Raw genomic sequence first — 17,142 nt, 5'->3', positions numbered from 1 at the left:
ATTTCCCTGACGCTTACTGCTATGCCTCGAACGGTGAAAGCCTAGCCCAGCGGCGGCACCCGATCAAAGTCCCCTTTGGAACGTCGGCACAATCGTCAACAGGTCTCCGACAACGCCGTGGTCGGCGCGCTTGAAGACAGGCGTTTCAACAGACGGAGCGAAAGCGCTCGACGCAGGTGTCGAGCACCTGCGTCGGATCGCGCTTCCACCAGTTCTCGGCCGAAAAGACCTCGACCTCGCACAAACCCCGATAACCTGCGTCTTCCACCGCCGCGCGCAGCGACTTCAGATCGGCGACGCCATCTCCCATCATGCCGCGATCGAGCAGGACATCGCGCGTCTCGGCAAGCCAGTCGCACAAATGATATCCCAGGATGCGCTCCTTGCCGGCACGCCGGAGTTCGCCGGCAAGAGAGGTGTCCCACCAGACGTGATAGACATCGACGGCAATGCCGACATTGGCCTCGCCGATCGCCTCGCAGAGGTCGACGGCGTCACGCATCGTCACCAGGCAGGAGCGGTTGCCCGCATAGATTGGGTTGAGCGGTTCGAGCGCCAGGCGAACGCCCCTCTGTGCCGCGTAGGGTGCGGCTTCGGCGACCCGCTCGGCCACGCGTTTCAGGCTTTCCTTCACCCCAAGGCTGCCCGGCTCGACCCCGCCGACGACGATGGTCAGGACCGAGGTCCCGAGTCCTGCCGCCATGTCGATCGAGGCCCGGAAGTCATCCCGCAGGACGGATAGAGGCCGCGGCGCCATCGGGCCTACCAGGAAAGGGCTGCGACACAGGCCGGCGACTTCGAGGCCCGCGTGGCGGGCACGATCGCCGATCGCGATGGCTCGCCCCCCAATCTCCCGGCGCCAGAACACGATCCCGCCAAAGCCGCGCTCGGCGCAGGCATCGATGACGCGCTCGATGGACCAGCCAGCGCCATGCCCATCCAGATTGTGCCCGAGCGTCGCGGTATTCAGGGCGAGCGCCGAATGATCCGTCGAGAAATCGCGCATCGCGACCTCTCAGGCGCCGTAAAGGACAAGCAGCCTGCGCATACGATCGGTTGCCAGATCCGGGTCGCGCAGCAGGCCGCAGGCATCCGCCTGCTTGAAAAGTTCGACGAAATAAGGCAGCGGCCGCATGGCCTGCGCCCCGCCCAGCATGATGAAATGCTCCTGGAAGCCATTGAGCCAGGCGAGGAAGACGACGCCCGTCTTGTAGAACTGGGTGGGTGCCCGGAAGATGAGCCGCGCCAGCGGGACGGTGGGATCCAGTACCGCATGAAAGGCTTGTCTGTCGCCCTCCCCCAGTTTCTGGATGGCGAAGGCCGCAGCCGGCGCAAGAGGATCGAAAATACCGAGAAGGGCATGCGAAAAGCCGACCTCGTCGCCCGCGATCAATTCCGGATAGTTGAAGTCATCGCCCGTATACATTCTGACGCCGGCGGGCAGGCGCCGTCGCATCAGGATTTCCTTGTCCTTGTCCAGGAGCGAAATCTTGATGCCGTCCACTTTTGCCACGTTCTCTTCGATGACGCGCAATGCCACCTGCATGGCGGCCTCGAAGCTTTCGCTGCCCCAGTAGCCCTTGAGCGCCGGGTCGAACATGTCGCCAAGCCAGTGGAGGATGACGGGCTGGTCGCAGCGGGCCAGGACATCGCCATAGACCTTCACATATTCTTCCGGTGAGCCGGCCACCGCAGCAAGGGCGCGGCTCGCCATCAGGATCAGGCGCCCTCCCAGGGCCTGGATGGCCTCAATTTGTTCGAAATAGGCGCGACGGACGTCGTCCAGCCCGCGCGCCTGGCTCGGCTCGAGCTGGTCGGTGCCGCATCCGTTGAAGATCAGCGCCTGCGGAAGCTCCTCGCGGGTGCGTCGGATAAGCTCGAGGGCCCGAGGCCAGTCCAGGCCCATGCCGCGCTGAGCCGTGTCCATCGCTTCGGCAATGCCGAGGCCGAGATCGTTCAAATGGTGACGAAACGCCATCGTCGCCTTCCAGTCGACCGTAGCCGGGCCGGAAGGATCATTGGCGGTGAACGGATCGGCCACGACATGCGCCGCCGAAAACACGACGCGCGCCGCGCCGGCGGGCAAGTGGGCGGCCGGGATCACCTTGCCGCTGAGCCGATAGTCGGAGAAAGCGCCATTGGCGTCTGGAAGACGGATCATCGTAGTTTCCTCAAAATCTCGGCACCAGCATGCCCGCATCCACGGCGATCACCTGGCCTGTCGTATAGGGCAGCTTGCCGGTGGCGAGGGTCGCCATCACGGTGCCGACATCCTGCGGCTGGCCCAGGCGCCGCATCAGGGTCAGGCCCTCTTCATCAATGCGCCGCTGGTACAGGCTGGTCACGGATTGCGTCATCGCGGTCTCGATCAGGCCCGGCCTGATGTCGTAGACGGCAATGTTCTCGCGCCCCAGGCGAACGGCGAACACCTTGCTGACCATGGCTGAGCCCGCTTTCGAAACGCAGTACTCCGCGCGCGGCTCGGCGACCGCATCGGCATTCGATGACGACACATTCAAGATCGCATAGAAGCGGCCGTCATTGCGATCGCGCGCGATAACGCGTCTTGCCCATTTCTGGCACAGGAAGAATTGCGCTTTCGCATTCACAGCCTGGCAGCGGTCGTAGCTTTCCTCGCTGACATCGAGCGGGTCGCCGCGGCTCAGCACCGATACGCCCGCATTGTTGACGAGCGTCGAAAGCGGCCCCAGCGCCTTTTCGGCGAGGTCGAGCATTGTCTCATGCGCACCGATATCGGCGATGTCGCCGGCGATGCGGGTGACCGGCACACCAAGGCCACGCACGCGTTCCTCGGCGGCCTGCAGTTCCGCATCATCCACGGGCCCGTTCAAGGCGATCGCAAAGCCGTTTCTGGCCAGTTCGATGGCGGCCGCCAGGCCGATTCCGCGGCTGGAGCCGGTGATGAAGGCCGCCTGCCGGAGTGGCGTACTCATGCCAGCGCTCCATGCTTGAACAGCTCGCGGGCGATGATCATGCGCTGGATCTGGTTGGTGCCTTCATAGATCTGGGTGATCTTGGCGTCGCGATACAGGCGCTCGACCTCGAAGCCGCGGATGTAGCCCGAACCGCCGAAGACCTGGACGGCGTCGGCCGTGCGGGTCACCGCCATGTCGCCGGCGAAGCATTTGGCGATCGAACAGGCCTTGGTCGCATTGTCCCCGCGATCGATCTTCGTAGCCGCGCTGTGCACCAGAAGACGTGCAGCCTCGATATCCTTGGCCATGTCGGCAATCAGCCATTGCACGCCTTGGAACTCGGCGATTGCCTTGCCGAACTGCTTGCGCTGGCGGGCATAGTCGACGGCAGCCTCCAGGCCGGCCTGGCCGATGCCAACCGCGAGCGCCGCGATGCCGACGCGGCCCTTGTCCAGCACGCTCATCATCATGTGGAAGCCCTTGCCGAGGTCTCCCAACAGCGCATCCGGCCCGAGCACGACATCGGTGAAATTGAGCGCGCCAACCTGGCTGGCACGCTGCCCCATCTTGTGCTCCTTGGGGCCGCGCTCGACGCCCTTGGCGTTGAGATCGACGATGAAGATGCTCATGCCGCGGTGGCCGGCATCCTTATCCGTCCGGGCCAGGACGAAACCGACATCGGCGACCGGCGCGTTGTGGATCCAGATCTTGCCGCCGTTGAGACGCCAGCCCTCTCCGTCCCGTTCTGCCGTGGTCCTGATGCCGGACACGTCCGTTCCGGCCTCCGGCTCGGTTATGCAATAGGCCACGCGCTTGGTTCCGCGCATCACCGGTGCCAGCCAGGCTTGGCGCTGGGCCGGCGTGCCGTGCCTCACCAGCAGCGTGCAGATGAGTTCCACCAGGCCGCATTGATCGGCGACCGAGGCATAGCCCCTCGAAAGCTCTTCCATCACCAGCGCATAGGTCAGCGTGTCGAACCCGGGGCCTCCCATGGCTTCGGGAACGCCGATGCCGAAGAGCCCGAGTTCTCCCATCTGCTCATAGATCTCATGGGGGAAGCGCTCCTCACGATCGAGCTCCTCGGCCAGCGGCTTGATCACGTCGTCGGCGAACTGTCGCGCCATGTCGCGCACCTGCATCTGCGTTTCGCTTGGGTACATGCGCTTCTCCCCCTTTTGTAACTATCTAGTTACTGCTATAACGCACGTGGATCAAACGGGTCAAGCCTGACGATCCCCTCGAATCGAGGCCAGGTCAGGCAAGCCATCAAAGAGCGATGCCAACGGAGGAAATCATGAAGCCATCGGAAAAGCGGAAATTCGGCCGCAGCGACATCGAGGTCACCCCCTTTGCCTTCGGGACGGCGCCGATCGGGAATTTCTTGCGCGAGATCAGCGAACCGGTTGCCGACGAAATGGTACAGCATGCCTGGAATGCCGGCGTGCGCTTCTACGACACCGCACCGATGTACGGTCATGGCCTTTCTGAACTGCGCCTGGGGCAGGCGCTGCGCTGGAAGAAGCGCGATGATTTCGTCGTCGCCTCGAAGGTTGGGCGCATCCTGCATCCGGCCCGGCGTTCCGACATCGACTTCTCGCCTTGGGTCAATGCGGCGCCGAACACCATGAGCTTCGACTACAGCTATGATGGCACGATGAGGGCCTTCGAGGATTCCCTGCAGCGGCTCGCGCTCGAGCGCATCGACATGCTGTTCATTCACGACATCGACCGCTTCACTCGTGGCGACGATCAGCCGGAAGTCTTCAGGCAGGCCATGGACGGATGCTGGCGCGCTCTGGAGCGCCTGCGCTCGGAAGGCGCGGTGAAGGCGATCGGTGTGGGCGTCAACGAATGGGAAGTCTGCCACGAGGCGCTCAAGCAGCGCGATTTCGACTGCTTCCTCCTGGCAGGCCGCTACACGCTTCTCGAACAGGAGGCTCTCGACGGATTCCTGCCGCTTTGCGAGGAGCGGGGTGCGGCCGTGCTGGTCGGCGGCGGCTTCAATTCCGGGATCCTGGCAACCGGCGCGGTGCCCGGCGCGAAATACAACTACGCCCCCGCCCCGGCCGCGGTGATGGAGAAGGTCGCCAGGATCGAGGCGGTGTGCCGCGACCACAGGGTGCCGCTTGCCGCTGCGGCGCTCCAATTCGTCGTCGCCCACCCCGCCATCCCGGCCTTCTGCGCGGGAACGCGCACGGTGGAGCAACTCGACCAGAACCTGGACTGGTTCAGCCACCCCATTCCCTCGGACTTCTGGGCCGAGCTGAAAAGCAAGCAATTGCTGCGCGAGGACGCGCCGGTGCCGGCATGAACGACATCGCACCCGATACCGGTCGCCGCCTCGCGGCGACCGGACTGCGCTATGAAGATGTGGCCATCGGGGATTGGTTCGACACACCGGCAAGGCATGTGGGTACCGAACTGATCGATGCCTTCGCCGATTTGACCGGCGACCGCTTCGAGATCCATATGGACGATGATGCGGCGCGTGCTCACGGCTTTCCCTCTCGCGTCGCCCATGGCCTCCTGATCCTGTCGCTCGTCGATGGGCTGAAGAACCAGGCGCAGGCCCGCTTCCTCGCCATCGCCTCGCTAGGCTGGAACTTTCGGTTCGAGCGCCCCGTCCTGACCGGCGACACGATCGCCGCCCGCGTCGGCATCAGAGACAAGCGGACGACATCGCGGCCGGACCGAGGCATCCTCATACTGGGGTTTTGTGTACGCAAGCAGACTGGAGACATCGTCCAGTCCGGAGAGAACCAGTTGATGGTCTATCGCTGAGACGGCAAGCCAATGCCACGCGCGTGGAGACCGTCTCTTGCTGGGTCCGCGCAAACATACCCTCCCCTCGATGGGGAGGGTAAAGAAGCAGCGCGTCTTTTCCCAAAGCTAGCGCCTCGGAACAAAGATCTGTCGGCCGTAAGGCGGCCGGTCAGAATTTCGGCGGTCGCCTTTCGCGGAAGGCGGCGAGGCCCGCCTGCAGCTCGCTCGACTGTGCGGCGGCTATGCCGGCCAGGCAGTCGAAAACCCGTTCCGTCTCCTCCGCTTCGGCGGCGTTCACCAGCATCTTGGTCATCTCGGTCGCCAAGGGCGCGCGCGAGCACACCTTTTCCGCGACCTCCATGGCCCGGGCAAGCCCTTGGCCGGTCTCCACCACCTCGTCCACGATACCGAGTTCGCGTGCATCCTTCGCGGTCAGGATCTCGCCGAAGATCGCCATGCGTCGCACGGCCTGAGCACCAAAGCGCCGTGTCGCCCGCTGTGTACCCGACCATCCCGGGATGATGCCGAGCCCCGTCTCCGGCTGCCCGATCTTGGCGTGGGCTTCCGCAATGCGATAGTCCGCACAGGCGGCAAGCTCCAGGCCTCCGCCCAAGGCATGGCCGTTCAGCACGGCGATCAGGGGCTGGCGCAGCCGGGCCAGCGCGTCAAAGGCGGCGTGTCCCTCGCGCACCCAGAACCGGCCGAAATCCTCCGGAGCCTCGCGGCTCCAGGCCTCGATGTCACCGCCTGCCGAAAACGCTTTCGTCCCGGCCCCCGTCAGGATCGCGACGCGGATGGTCGCATCGTGCTCGATGAGGGCACACAAACGTTGCAGCTCCGCCACCATGGCAGCATCGAAGGCGTTGAGCTTGCCCTCGCGTTCGATGACGATACTCGCAACAGGCCCCTCGATCTTCAGCCGAACACCATCCCCGCTCATCATTCGGCCGCCTCTCTGGTGACTGCCTGCCGGCTGCGGCGATCGGGCTCGAACAGGTCGGCCGACATCAGCGGGAGAGGCTCGGCCACGGTGAGCGGAAAGGCGGCCTGCTCGAGGATATCACGCTTGAGGTCGACGCCCGGCGCAATTTCCGTCACGGTGAGCCGGCCGTCGATCAGCTTCAGCACGCAGCGCTCGGTGACATAGGTCACGTCCTGGTTCTGCAGCGTGGCGCGCTTGCCGGAGAACGAGACCTGGTCGACCTCGGGCACGAGCTTGGCAACCTTGCCTTCCTTGTCGATCCTCAGCTTGCCATCGACCACCGACAATTTCGCACCGGCATTGAAGTAGCCCGAGAACACGATCTTCCTGGCGCGGGAGGTGATGTCGACGAAGCCTCCGGCGCCGGCCGTCACATGCGGCCGCACCGCCAGCTTGGAGACGTTGACGGAGCCATCCTCCCCGATCTGCAGGAACGACAGGAGGGAGGCATCGAAGCCGCCGGCCTGGAAATAGGTGAACTGATGCGGCGAGGCCACGAACGCCTCCGCGTTGGAGGAACAACCGAACTTGAAGTCGAGTAGCGGGATGCCGCCGACGGCACCTTGCTCGATCACCCAGGTGATCTCGCCATGCCGGCCTTCCTCCAGGAGAATACGCGGAACGTTCGCGGAAATGCCGAAACCGATATTCACGGCCCAGCCGTTCTCGAGCTCCATCGCCACCCGGCGAGCCATCACCTTGGCCGCATCGAAAGCGGGGATCGTGAACGTATCGAGGGGGCGAAACAGCTCGCCCGATATGGCCGGGTCATAAGCCGTCGCCGTCGTCTGCAACTGGTCCGGCGCCTCGACGATGATGTCGACGAGGATGCCCGGCACCCTGACGTCATGAGGACGCAGCGTGCCCGATTGGGCGATCCGCTTGACCTGCGCAATGACGGTACCGCCGGAATTGTGCGCAGCCAGCGCCAACTCCATGGCGCCGAGATAGGCGCCTTCATGCTCGAAGGTCAGATTGCCACGTTCGTCCGCCGTCGAGGCTCGGATGATGGCGACGTCCGGTGCGATCGCTGGGAAATAGAGCCACTCGTCGCCCTCGAACTGAACCTTGCGCACGATCGGCTGCGAGCGGGCGCGGTCATTCATGGCGCAGCCATCGAGCGCCGGATCGACGAAGGTGTCGAGCCCGACCTTGGTCAGGACGCCGGGACGCTTTCCGGCCGCCTCTCTGAGAATGTCGAACAGGATGCCGCTGGGCACGTTGTAGGCGCTGATCTTGTTCTCGCCGAGCATCTTCCAGATCAGCGGCGGCTCCGCCGAAGACGGTCCCGACGGATAGGACCCGCCGATGATGGTGTCGATGAGACCGTCCTGGGCCAGATGGTCGACGCCCTTGGTGCCGAACATGTCGCCCGCGGCAATCGGGTGGATCATGGTAAGCTGACGGGGATGGCCCTCTTCGCGGTACCGCTCCCCCAGTGCCTGGAGAACCAGGTCCGGGCAGCAAAGCCCGCTGGAGGAATTGACGGCAACGACCGCCTTGTCACCGATGCGCTGCACTGCCTCGAGCGCGCTCCTGATTTTGGACATCGTCTCCTCGCGAGGATTTTTATAAGTAACTATATGGTTAGTACCTTATAGTGCCAGCGCCTTCAACTCCTTTTCTCCGCCGCCCGCCTCCCAGAAGCCACCCACCGCGCTTGCCGGACGGCGAGACACGATATATAAGTAACTAGATAGTGCGATAAAAAAAGGAAACGACAGGGATGAGCATCTATTTCACGCGGACGTTCCAGCGCTCCTTCGGTACCTACCCCCTGCGCGGCGACGCGTGTCGGCAGGCGATCGAAACGGCATTGGCCACCGGATATCGCGCCTTCGATACCGCGCAGATGTACGAGAACGAAGCCGAGGTCGGTGAAAGCCTGGCCAATGGCGGCGTGAAGCGGGACGAACTTTGCATCACCACCAAGGTCAGCATCCACAATTTCTCCGAAGAGCGCTTTCTCCCGTCGGTCGAACAAAGCCTAAAGGACCTTCGGATCGACTTCGCCGACGTCCTGCTGGTTCACTGGGCGCCGGCCGACGGCCATATCGCCCCCTCGCTCGAACTCCTGCAAAAGGCACGGCAGCGTGGCCTGGCCCGCCACATCGGGGTCTCCAACTATACGGCGCGCATGATGAGGCAGGCAAGATCGATCGTCGACGCGCCGCTTGTCACCAACCAGGTCGAGTTTCACCCCTTCCTCAATCAGGACATTCTGCTGGCCGCCGCCAACGAGACCAACATCCCGCTTTCATCCTATTGCTCGGTCGCACGAGGAAAAGTCTTCGAACAACCGCTCTTCGCCGAGATCGGCCAGGCCTACGGGAAGACCGCGGGACAGGTGGTGCTGCGCTGGATTCTCCAAAAAGGCGTGCCGCTGAACACGATGTCGACGAAACCGGAAAACATCCGCTCGAATTTCGACATCATGGATTTCACGCTCTCGAGCATCGACATGGCGCGGATCGACGCGCAAACGCAGAAGAACCTGCGCATCGTCGGGCGCGACCTCATCCCCTGGGCGCCGGAGTGGGACTGAGCTTTCCGCGAAATGCGCTGGCATCTCGGTTCAGGCGAGGCACCTAAAAGTGCAGCAATCAAAGGAAAAGTACGGCCGAAAAGACCGCACTTTTTCTGTGTCTAGCGAGGCACACCCTTTTAGAGCTTTCGCTGTTCCAGACGAACGGCGATAGCGACGGTGTCGGGACCAGCCCCTTGCTCACATATTCCCGCGGATGAGATCCGTAGCCTTCTCGCCGACCATGATCGCGGCGGCATTGGTATTCGAGCCAATCAGGCTGGGGAATGTCGAGCTGTCGCAGATACGGATCCGGTCGAGGCCCCGCACTCGCAACTGGGGATCGACCACGGCCATCGCATCGATGCCCATCTTGCAGGTGCCGCTCGGATGATAGGAGGTCCTGCCGTACTGGCGCGCATAGTCCGCGAACTGGGCGTTGGTTCTGACATCGTCGCCAGGTACGTGCAGGCGCTTGATGAACTTCTGCAAGGACGGCTTGGCAAAGATCTCCCTGCTGATCCGCACACCCTCGGCGGAAACCCGGACATCGTCCGGCTCAGCCAGGAAGTTCGGATCGACGATCGGATTGATGGCTGGGTCGGAGGAAGCCAGCCTAACCGATCCGCGGCTTTTCGGGCGGAGCGTGTAGGAGTTCAGCGTAATGCCGGACCCGGAGGGAACCGTGGGCACGCCCGCTTCGGCGCCCGCGCCGGCAAGGAAGTGGAATTGCAGGTCCGGTATCGCGGCATCGGCATCGCCATACCAGAAGGCGCCGCCCTCGACGACGTTGGAGGTGACCGGCCCGGACTTGAAGAGCAGATACTGGAGCCCCGCCCATAGCATCCAATGCCACTTGTTATACTTGTCGAGGCTGGTCGGCCCCTTCAGTTCAGCCACGATATCGACGCCGAAATGGTCGTTGAGGTTCTCGCCCACGCCGGGCAGATCCTCGACCACGTCGATCCCGAGCTTCCTGAGATGATCGGCAGGCCCGACACCCGACAGCATCATGATTTTGGGCGATCCGATCGCCCCGGAGGTGATGAGGACTTCGCTCTCGGCCCTGGCGGTGATGAGTTGGCCATTCCTGACGAATTCGACGCCAATGGCGCGCGCACTCTGGAACAGGATGCGCCGGACCAGGCAGCCGGTCTCGACGGTGAGATTGGATCGCTTCGCCGCCGGCCTGAGATAGCCGACGGCAGCCGAGCAGCGCCGCCCGTTCCGGATGGTCGTCTGGTAGATCCCCGCCCCTTCCTGCGCCCTGCCGTTGAAGTCCGGATTGTAGGGCATGCCGAACTCCTGGCAGGCCTGGACGAAGGCGCGCGACATCGGCTGCGGATCGGGCAGGTTCGAGACACCCAGCGGTCCGTCCGCGCCATGCATGTCGCCCGAAAGAATGGTGTTGCCTTCGGATCGTATGAAATAGGGCAGCACCTCCTTGAAGGACCAGCCGGCAGCCCCCTCCTCCCCCGCCCAGCGATCGAAATCGGCGGCATGGCCTCTCGTGTAGATCTCCGCATTGATCGAAGAGCCGCCTCCGATCACCTTTGCCTGGGCGTAGGGGATCTCCCGGTCGCAGGCATGCCGCTGCGGCGCCGTCTTGAGCCCCCAGGTCAGCGGCCCCGAGGTCATCTTGGCGAAGCCGACCGGCATATGGATATAGGGGTTGCTGTCACGGCCGCCGGCCTCCAGCAGCAGCACGCGCACGGCAGGGTTTTCGCTGAGGCGTGCGGCAAGCACGCAGCCCGCCGACCCGCCGCCGACGATCACATAGTCGTAGCCATCTTCCTTCATCAGCGCACCCAAGGCTCGCGCTTGCCAATCTCGATATGGACGGACTTGATCTGGGTATACTCCTCGATGCCGTAGGAGCCAGCCTCGCGGCCCCAGCCCGATTGCTTGAACCCGCCGAGCGGAAGTTCCGGGCCACCGGCCAGCGTGGTGTTGACCCAGAAGCGGCCGGCGCGAACACGGCGTGTCACGTTCAAGGCTTTGTCGATGTTCTTGGTCCACACGCTCGCGGCCAGGCCATACACGGTGTCATTGGCCATGGCGATCGCTTCGTCCTCGCTGTCGAAGGGCATGACCGCAAGCACGGGGCCGAAAATCTCGTCGCGGGAAATCGCCATCGAACCGGTAACGTCCCCGAACAAGGTGGGCGCGATATACTGGCCGCGACCGAAGTCGAGCGCTCCGCCGCCACAGACAAGACGCGCGCCCTCCTCCTTGCCCTTGGTGATATAGCCCAGAATGGTCTCGTTCTGGGCCGTTGTCGTGATGGCGCCGATCTGCGTGGTCGGATCGAGCGGATCCCCGACCTTGACCTTTGCCAGCTTGGCGGCAACCAGCTTCTCGAACTCACTGGCCACCGATCGTTCGACGATCAGGCGGCTGCCGCTCACGCAACACTGGCCGGTGTTGAAGCCGATGCCAAAGGCCACGCCATCGGCGGCATCCTCCAGGTCCGCATCCGCGAAGACGATTTGCGGATTCTTGCCCCCGAGTTCCAGCCCGAGCTTCTTGAAATTGCCGCCGGCGGCCTCGATGCAGCGTCGGCCCACGGAGGTCGAACCGGTGAAGGACACCATGTCGATGTCGAGGTGTTCGGTCATGGCCTGGCCGATGACGCTGCCCGAGCCGGTGACGACATTGTAGCAGCCGTCAGGCAGCCCCGCTTCCGACAGGATCTCGGCCAGCATGAGGGTCGTGGCCGAGGTCACCTCCGAGGGCTTTGCGACGATGGTGCAACCGGCCGCGAGGATGTAGGGCACCCTTTCGCAGAGGATCAGGAATGGAAAGTTCCACGGCGTGATCAGGCCGACCACGCCGACCGGCTCCCGGGTGACCAGGCCGAACATGCCGTCACCCAGATTGTTGAAGGCATCGCCATGCAGCGTCCTGGCGAGACCGGCGGCATATTCGAACATGCCGGCGCAGCCATCCACTTCCGCCCTCGCCTGGCTGATGGGCTTGCCGTTCTCCAGCGTTTCCCAATATGCCAGTTCTGCCGCGCGGCTGCGCAGGATCTGCGCGGCGCGCAAGAGCACGTTCGCGCGCTCCACGGCCGGGATCCTCGACCAGCGCCCGTCCTCGAAAGCGCGACGCGCCGCCTTCACGGCAAGGTCCAGGTCCTCCCTGGTGCACTTTGGAATGCGCGTCACCGGCACGTCATGCCCCGGGCTGCGGCGCTCGAAATAGGCGCGGTCGCCCGCCTCTATCTGCTTCCCATCGACGAAAAAGCCGAAAGTCCTGGGACTGTCGGGAAGCGACTGTCTACCGACGACCTGGTCCATGTCCTCAATCCTTTTATTCTATGAGCAATTGTATCAACGCGGCCGAGGCGCCTGTCATTCCGTTGCCTCGGGGGACCCGAAGCGGTCATGCCGTCGTATCGATCTGTGTTTTCAGAACAGTCGGCCGATCCTGGATGGTCTCGAAGGCGGACTGAATTGCGCTCAGTGGCACGACCGAGCCGATGAAGGGCTCGATTTGGAAGCGCCCGTGGGTCAGCAGCGTCAGGGCATCGTGCATATCCTGGCCAATGCCGGCCACTGAACCTTTGACCGAGTTTTCCCGCAGGACCGTTTCGAGCAAGGGAAGCGGCACGCTGTCGCCGGGGCCCGTGATGCCGAAGGCGGCAACATGGCCTCCGGGACGGATGAGCCTGAAAGCCTCGGCGTAGAGTGCGGGGGCGCCAACGCTTTCGATCACCACGTCCGCTCCACGCCCCTCCGTCGCCTCGGCGACGAGCCTGCGGGCGTCCTTGGGGTCGGTGATGACGAGATCGGCGCCAGCCCTCTCGGCGAGTTCCGCTCGGGGTCGCGACGGCTCCACGGCGATGATCGGGGCGGCTCCGACGAGGCGCATCATCTGGATATGGAGATTGCCGATCGGCCCTGCGCCGAGCACGACGACCGACATGCCGAAACCGATGCCGGATTTGCGCGCGGCCCTGACAACACAGGCGACCGGCTCCGTCAGCGCCAGCAACTCGGGCTTGGCTTCGCTGGGCGCGGGAATGACCAGCCGGGCAGGAACCGCGACAAACTCCGCAAACCCGCCATCGCGATGGATTCCGATCTGACTGACTGCCTGGCAATTGAGGACCTCGCCGCGGCGGCAGAAGTAGCAATGTCCGCAGCCGATATTGACGTCCGCAACGACACGCTGTCCGACCTCGAAGCCCTGGACCCTGTCACCCACGCGGCTCACCGTGCCTGTGAACTCATGCCCGGGAATGAAGGGCAGGGTGTCGGCGGCATAGTGGCCCTTGAAGATATGGATGTCGGTGCCGCAGATACCGCAGCGATCCACCTTGATGAGAGCGTCATCCGGGCCGATCCGAGGGATGGGAACGTCCCGGACTTCGAATGCCCCGGGGCGGGTAAGCACCGCGGCTCGCATTGTTTCCATGTGGCTCTCCCCTCGCTTACTTCACGATCCGCATCTTCGAGCGGTCGATGGTGAGGGCGATCGCGACGATGAGCACGATGCCGAAGAAGATCTGCTGACCCGTCGCGGGGATATTGAGATAGAGCATGCTCGCGCGCACGACGGCCACGATCATCGCGCCGATGAGCGTATTGACGACACCACCGACGCCGCCGGTGAGCGGGGTGCCGCCGACCAGCACCGCTACGATGGCTGGCAGGAGAAAGCCCTCGGCCAGGGTCGGCGAGCCGCCCGACAGCTTGACCGAGAACATGAGCCCCGCGATCGCCGCAAACAGGCCGGAAAGGGCAAAGGCCAGGATCTTGTAGCGCTCGACGCGTATGCCTGATGCGACCGCCGCCAGCTCGCCGGCACCCACGGCCTTCAGCGTGCGCCCGGCAGTCGTCCGGCTTTGAATGAACCAGGCTATCGCAAGCAGTCCCAGCGACACGATCAATTCGTGCGGGATGCCGGCGGTTCTGCCGAACATCCATCCGAACGCCTGGTCCCTCGCCCCTACATCCATGTGCAAGGCACGCTGGCCCGAAGCGAACTGGCCGACGGAAAGGGCAAAGCCGCCAACCGCCAAGGTGGCAATGAAGGAGGGCACCTTGAGCCTCGTCGTCACCAGCCCGGAGACGGCACCGAACAGCAAGCCCACCAGCGCGATCAGGAGTGCGCTGAAGACGCCGAGATAGGGCAGCGACAGGGTGGCGAGCACCGTCGTCATGTTCGCGACGGACTGAGCCGAAAGATCGATGCCGCCGATATAGATGGCGAGCGTCATGCCGAGCGCCATGATGAACAGGGGCGCGATGTCGGCGCCGAGCTCCATCAGGTTCTGCGGCCTGAGGAAGGTCGGATCCATGATGCCGACAAGCAGGATCAGCACGAGAAGCGTGATCCAGGGAAAATGGCGCTTGAGCTGGTGGAGATTCATCACCCTGGCGCTCACGTCATATGATGAAGCAGGTCGTAGAGGGAGGGCTTTGCGCCTGGCTGACAATTGAACCATTTTTGGATCTCGCCATCCTTGACAACGGCTATGGTGTGACTGAGGCCGATGGCCTCTTCGAGTGTGTCGGCGATGAGCACGATGCCCACGCCGTCGGCTGACATCTCCCGGATCATTTCGTAGACGTCCTCCTTGGCGCCGATGTCGAGGCCACGCGTGGGATGGTCGAGGAGGATGATGTTCGAGCCGCCACTGCGCCATTTTGCGAGCACGACCTTCTGCTGATTGCCACCCGAAAGGTTTCCGCAATCGGCGTTCTCGGAGGAGGCTTTGATCGACAGGCGCTTGATCCAGTCACGCGCGAGCTTGCGCTCGGAGCCAATGTCCAGAACGCCGGCCTTGGCATAGTTGCCAAGCTGCGAGAGCGTCATGTTCTCGAAGACGTTCATGCCGCCGACGATGCCTTCGATCTTGCGCTCCCTGGGAACATATCCGATGCCGCGGGCGACACCCTGCGAAGGACCGAAGTCGTGCACCTGGCTGCCCTGGACGGCCAATGCGCCCGATTGCATCCGCTCAAGGCCGAAGATCGTGCGCAGGATCGCCTCGCTTCCGCACCCTTCGACCCCGACGAGTGCCAGCACCTCGCCGGCATGCAGTTTGACGGAGATGTCCCGGTAGTGCCCGGGCAGGCTGATCTGGTCCGCCTGCAAGAGCAGCTTCTGGACATCGTAGGGACGCTGTTTTTCTTCCCGGTAATATTCCTGGTTGATGTCGCGGCCGACCATCCGCTGCTGGATGGCTTCGGCCTTGGCCTCGGCGCCTTTGACCACATCGACCACCGCGCCATCCTTGAGCACATAGATGCGATCGGACAGCTCGATGACTTCGTCGAGGCGATGCGAGACGAAGATGAAGGACGCCCGCTTGCGCAGGTCTCGTACCAGGCTGAACAGCAGCCCGATCTCCTCCTTCGAAAGGACCGATGTCGGCTCGTCGAGGAGGATCACGAGATGGCCGTGCACGCGCTCCTCGAGCGTCAGCACCTTCGCCAATTCGACGAGCTGGCGCTGGGCAAAGGAGAGCTTCGAGGTGACCGTCCTGGGGTCGATCTGCAGCTTGACCTTCTTCAACTGCTCGCCCGCCGCCTTCGCCATGCGCTTCCAGTTGATCTTGCCGAAGCGGGCGAACTGCTTCTCGAATCCGAGGAAGATGTTCTCCATCACGGTCAGGTTGGGGATGAGCGACTGCTCCTGGAAGACCATGCCCACGCCGCGATCCATGGCTTCGCGCGGGTTCTGGAAGCGGACGGCCTTGCCGTCGACGAGCACCTCGCCGCCGTCATGCTGGACGGCGCCGTAGATCACCTTCATCAGCGTGGATTTGCCGGCGCCGTTCTCGCCGACGAGCCCGATGATCTCGCCGCGGTCGATCTGGAAATTGATGCCCTTCAGCGCATGGACGCCGGGGAAGCGTTTTTCGACGTTTCGAAGTTCGAACATGGCGCGCCTATTTCACAAAGGCCAGCGATCGACGATCGGTGGACAGATAGACTGCTGTGATGACCAGGAGGCCGAGGACGCCATCCTGCACGTAGCTCGGCAGGCCGATCACCACCATGCCATTGCCGATGACATTGACGATCAGCACGCCGACCAGTGTGTTCCAGACGCCGCCGGCTCCGCCCCAAAGCGCCGTGCCGCCGACGACGACCGATGTGACCGAGACGAACATGAAGTTTCGGCCGGTCACGGTCTCGGCGATGCCGATCTGGGCTACGGCGAGAATGGCTCCGAGGGCGTAGAAGACGCCGGCGATCATGAAACAGATGACCCGTACCCTGGAGACATTGAGCCCCGATGCGTGGGCCAGGTCCTCGCCGCCTCCGACGGCGTAGAAATTTCGTCCGATGGTCGTCTGTGTCTGGATGAACCAGCCGGCGACCACCGCCGCAAGCGCCACATACGCCATCAACGGGAAGCCGCCGAGACGATAGGTGAGCAGCGAGCGAAAGAGAGGATCCTCGACGAGGATGCGGTCACCGCCGGTGATCAGCAGCGAAAGTCCGATGCCGACGAAACCCATCGACAGGCTGGCCATGAACGAAGGAATCTTCAGGCGGACATGGACCAGGCCGGTGATGGCTCCGAAGATTGCCCCGACTGCCATGGCGCCCGGGATCGCCAGCCAGCCCCAGCCGGCAAGGGAACCGCCCAACGCCCCGAACAGCGTGGCAAAGAGCACCGCGCACACCGCAACCGAGCCCTCCATCGACAGATCGATGGAGCCCATCAGGATGACGAACGTCACGCCAACCGCGACCATCAGCGCCGGCGTCGACGAAATCGCGATGCGGGCGAAATTGCGCACCGACAGGAAGTTGGGATTGACGACCGAGAAGAACAACACGAGCGCCAGGAGCACCAGGACGGGTGCCCACTTTTGAATATTGTCCTTGGTGAGCAAGCTATCCATGTCGCGCTCTTGCATCGGAGGGAACGGGACGCGGCCGCATGCCCTCCCCCTGGAGGGCGTGCGGCCGGTG

General features: G+C 63.6%; 15 protein-coding genes. 3 read left to right on the top strand and 12 right to left on the bottom strand.

Going from position 1 to position 17,142, the window contains the following annotated elements; genetic code table 11:
* Positions 1 to 145: 145 nt before the first annotated feature.
* The 4 genes from ACN6KF_RS30165 to ACN6KF_RS30150 are packed head-to-tail and all read right to left on the bottom strand — an operon-like array spanning position 146 to position 4,096.
* A complete protein-coding gene (locus ACN6KF_RS30165; protein WP_434960562.1) occupies positions 146 to 1,006 on the bottom strand; it encodes a sugar phosphate isomerase/epimerase family protein in 861 nt (286 codons plus the stop codon).
* 9 nt (positions 1,007 to 1,015) lie between these two features.
* On the bottom strand, positions 1,016 to 2,161 hold the full coding sequence (locus ACN6KF_RS30160) for a dihydrodipicolinate synthase family protein (RefSeq protein WP_434960561.1): 1,146 nt from the start codon (positions 2,159 to 2,161) through the stop codon (positions 1,016 to 1,018).
* A 10-nt stretch (positions 2,162 to 2,171) separates the two neighbouring features.
* Positions 2,172 to 2,954 (bottom strand): 3-ketoacyl-ACP reductase, encoded by a 783-nt coding sequence (locus ACN6KF_RS30155; protein ID WP_434960560.1) that lies wholly within the window; start codon positions 2,952 to 2,954, stop codon positions 2,172 to 2,174.
* Positions 2,951 to 4,096, bottom strand: coding sequence for an acyl-CoA dehydrogenase family protein (locus tag ACN6KF_RS30150; RefSeq protein WP_434960559.1), 1,146 nt, complete (start codon positions 4,094 to 4,096; stop codon positions 2,951 to 2,953). The genes ACN6KF_RS30155 and ACN6KF_RS30150 overlap by 4 nt, the downstream gene beginning before the upstream one ends.
* A gap of 134 nt (positions 4,097 to 4,230) precedes the next feature.
* Between ACN6KF_RS30150 and ACN6KF_RS30145 the strand changes: the two genes are divergently transcribed.
* Complete coding sequence (locus tag ACN6KF_RS30145) at positions 4,231 to 5,247, top strand: aldo/keto reductase (RefSeq protein WP_434960558.1); 1,017 nt, start codon at positions 4,231 to 4,233, stop codon at positions 5,245 to 5,247.
* Entirely contained in the window at positions 5,244 to 5,717 is a 474-nt protein-coding gene (locus ACN6KF_RS30140; RefSeq protein ID WP_434960557.1) for a MaoC family dehydratase, read from the top strand. Before ACN6KF_RS30145 ends, ACN6KF_RS30140 begins: the two co-directional genes overlap by 4 nt.
* A gap of 151 nt (positions 5,718 to 5,868) precedes the next feature.
* Here ACN6KF_RS30140 and ACN6KF_RS30135 read toward each other — a convergent pair whose 3' ends face one another.
* Entirely contained in the window at positions 5,869 to 6,639 is a 771-nt protein-coding gene (locus ACN6KF_RS30135) for an enoyl-CoA hydratase/isomerase family protein (RefSeq protein WP_434961347.1), read from the bottom strand.
* The gene (locus tag ACN6KF_RS30130) at positions 6,639 to 8,231 is read right to left on the bottom strand and encodes an acyl CoA:acetate/3-ketoacid CoA transferase (RefSeq protein WP_434960556.1); all 1,593 of its coding nucleotides are present in this window, start codon (positions 8,229 to 8,231) and stop codon (positions 6,639 to 6,641) included. Before ACN6KF_RS30130 ends, ACN6KF_RS30135 begins: the two co-directional genes overlap by 1 nt.
* 176 nt (positions 8,232 to 8,407) lie before the next feature.
* Between ACN6KF_RS30130 and ACN6KF_RS30125 the strand changes: the two genes are divergently transcribed.
* On the top strand, positions 8,408 to 9,226 hold the full coding sequence (locus ACN6KF_RS30125) for an aldo/keto reductase (protein WP_434960555.1): 819 nt from the start codon (positions 8,408 to 8,410) through the stop codon (positions 9,224 to 9,226).
* A 180-nt stretch (positions 9,227 to 9,406) separates the two neighbouring features.
* Here the strand turns inward: ACN6KF_RS30125 and ACN6KF_RS30120 are convergent, their stop codons facing one another.
* The 6 genes from ACN6KF_RS30120 to ACN6KF_RS30095 all read right to left on the bottom strand — a co-directional run bounded on the left by ACN6KF_RS30120 (position 9,407) and on the right by ACN6KF_RS30095 (position 17,072).
* Positions 9,407 to 11,005 carry a GMC family oxidoreductase gene (locus tag ACN6KF_RS30120; RefSeq protein ID WP_434960554.1) on the bottom strand — a complete coding sequence of 533 codons (1,599 nt, stop codon included), beginning with the start codon at positions 11,003 to 11,005 and terminating at the stop codon, positions 9,407 to 9,409.
* On the bottom strand, positions 11,005 to 12,504 hold the full coding sequence (locus ACN6KF_RS30115) for an aldehyde dehydrogenase family protein (RefSeq protein ID WP_434960553.1): 1,500 nt from the start codon (positions 12,502 to 12,504) through the stop codon (positions 11,005 to 11,007). Before ACN6KF_RS30115 ends, ACN6KF_RS30120 begins: the two co-directional genes overlap by 1 nt.
* 85 nt (positions 12,505 to 12,589) lie before the next feature.
* Positions 12,590 to 13,624 carry a zinc-dependent alcohol dehydrogenase gene (locus ACN6KF_RS30110; protein WP_434960552.1) on the bottom strand — a complete coding sequence of 345 codons (1,035 nt, stop codon included), beginning with the start codon at positions 13,622 to 13,624 and terminating at the stop codon, positions 12,590 to 12,592.
* 16 nt (positions 13,625 to 13,640) lie between these two features.
* A complete protein-coding gene (locus ACN6KF_RS30105) occupies positions 13,641 to 14,582 on the bottom strand; it encodes an ABC transporter permease (RefSeq protein ID WP_434961346.1) in 942 nt (313 codons plus the stop codon).
* 11 nt (positions 14,583 to 14,593) lie between these two features.
* The gene (locus ACN6KF_RS30100) at positions 14,594 to 16,099 is read right to left on the bottom strand and encodes a sugar ABC transporter ATP-binding protein (protein ID WP_434960551.1); all 1,506 of its coding nucleotides are present in this window, start codon (positions 16,097 to 16,099) and stop codon (positions 14,594 to 14,596) included.
* Positions 16,100 to 16,106: 7 nt separating this feature from the next.
* On the bottom strand, positions 16,107 to 17,072 hold the full coding sequence (locus ACN6KF_RS30095) for an ABC transporter permease (RefSeq protein ID WP_434960550.1): 966 nt from the start codon (positions 17,070 to 17,072) through the stop codon (positions 16,107 to 16,109).
* Between the last annotated feature and the right edge of the window lie 70 nt (positions 17,073 to 17,142).

It is taken from the genome of Labrys methylaminiphilus subsp. lupini, from assembly GCF_051161885.1.
Lineage (GTDB): Bacteria > Pseudomonadota > Alphaproteobacteria > Rhizobiales > Labraceae > Labrys.
This window is presented reverse-complemented; position numbering and strand designations above follow the sequence as displayed.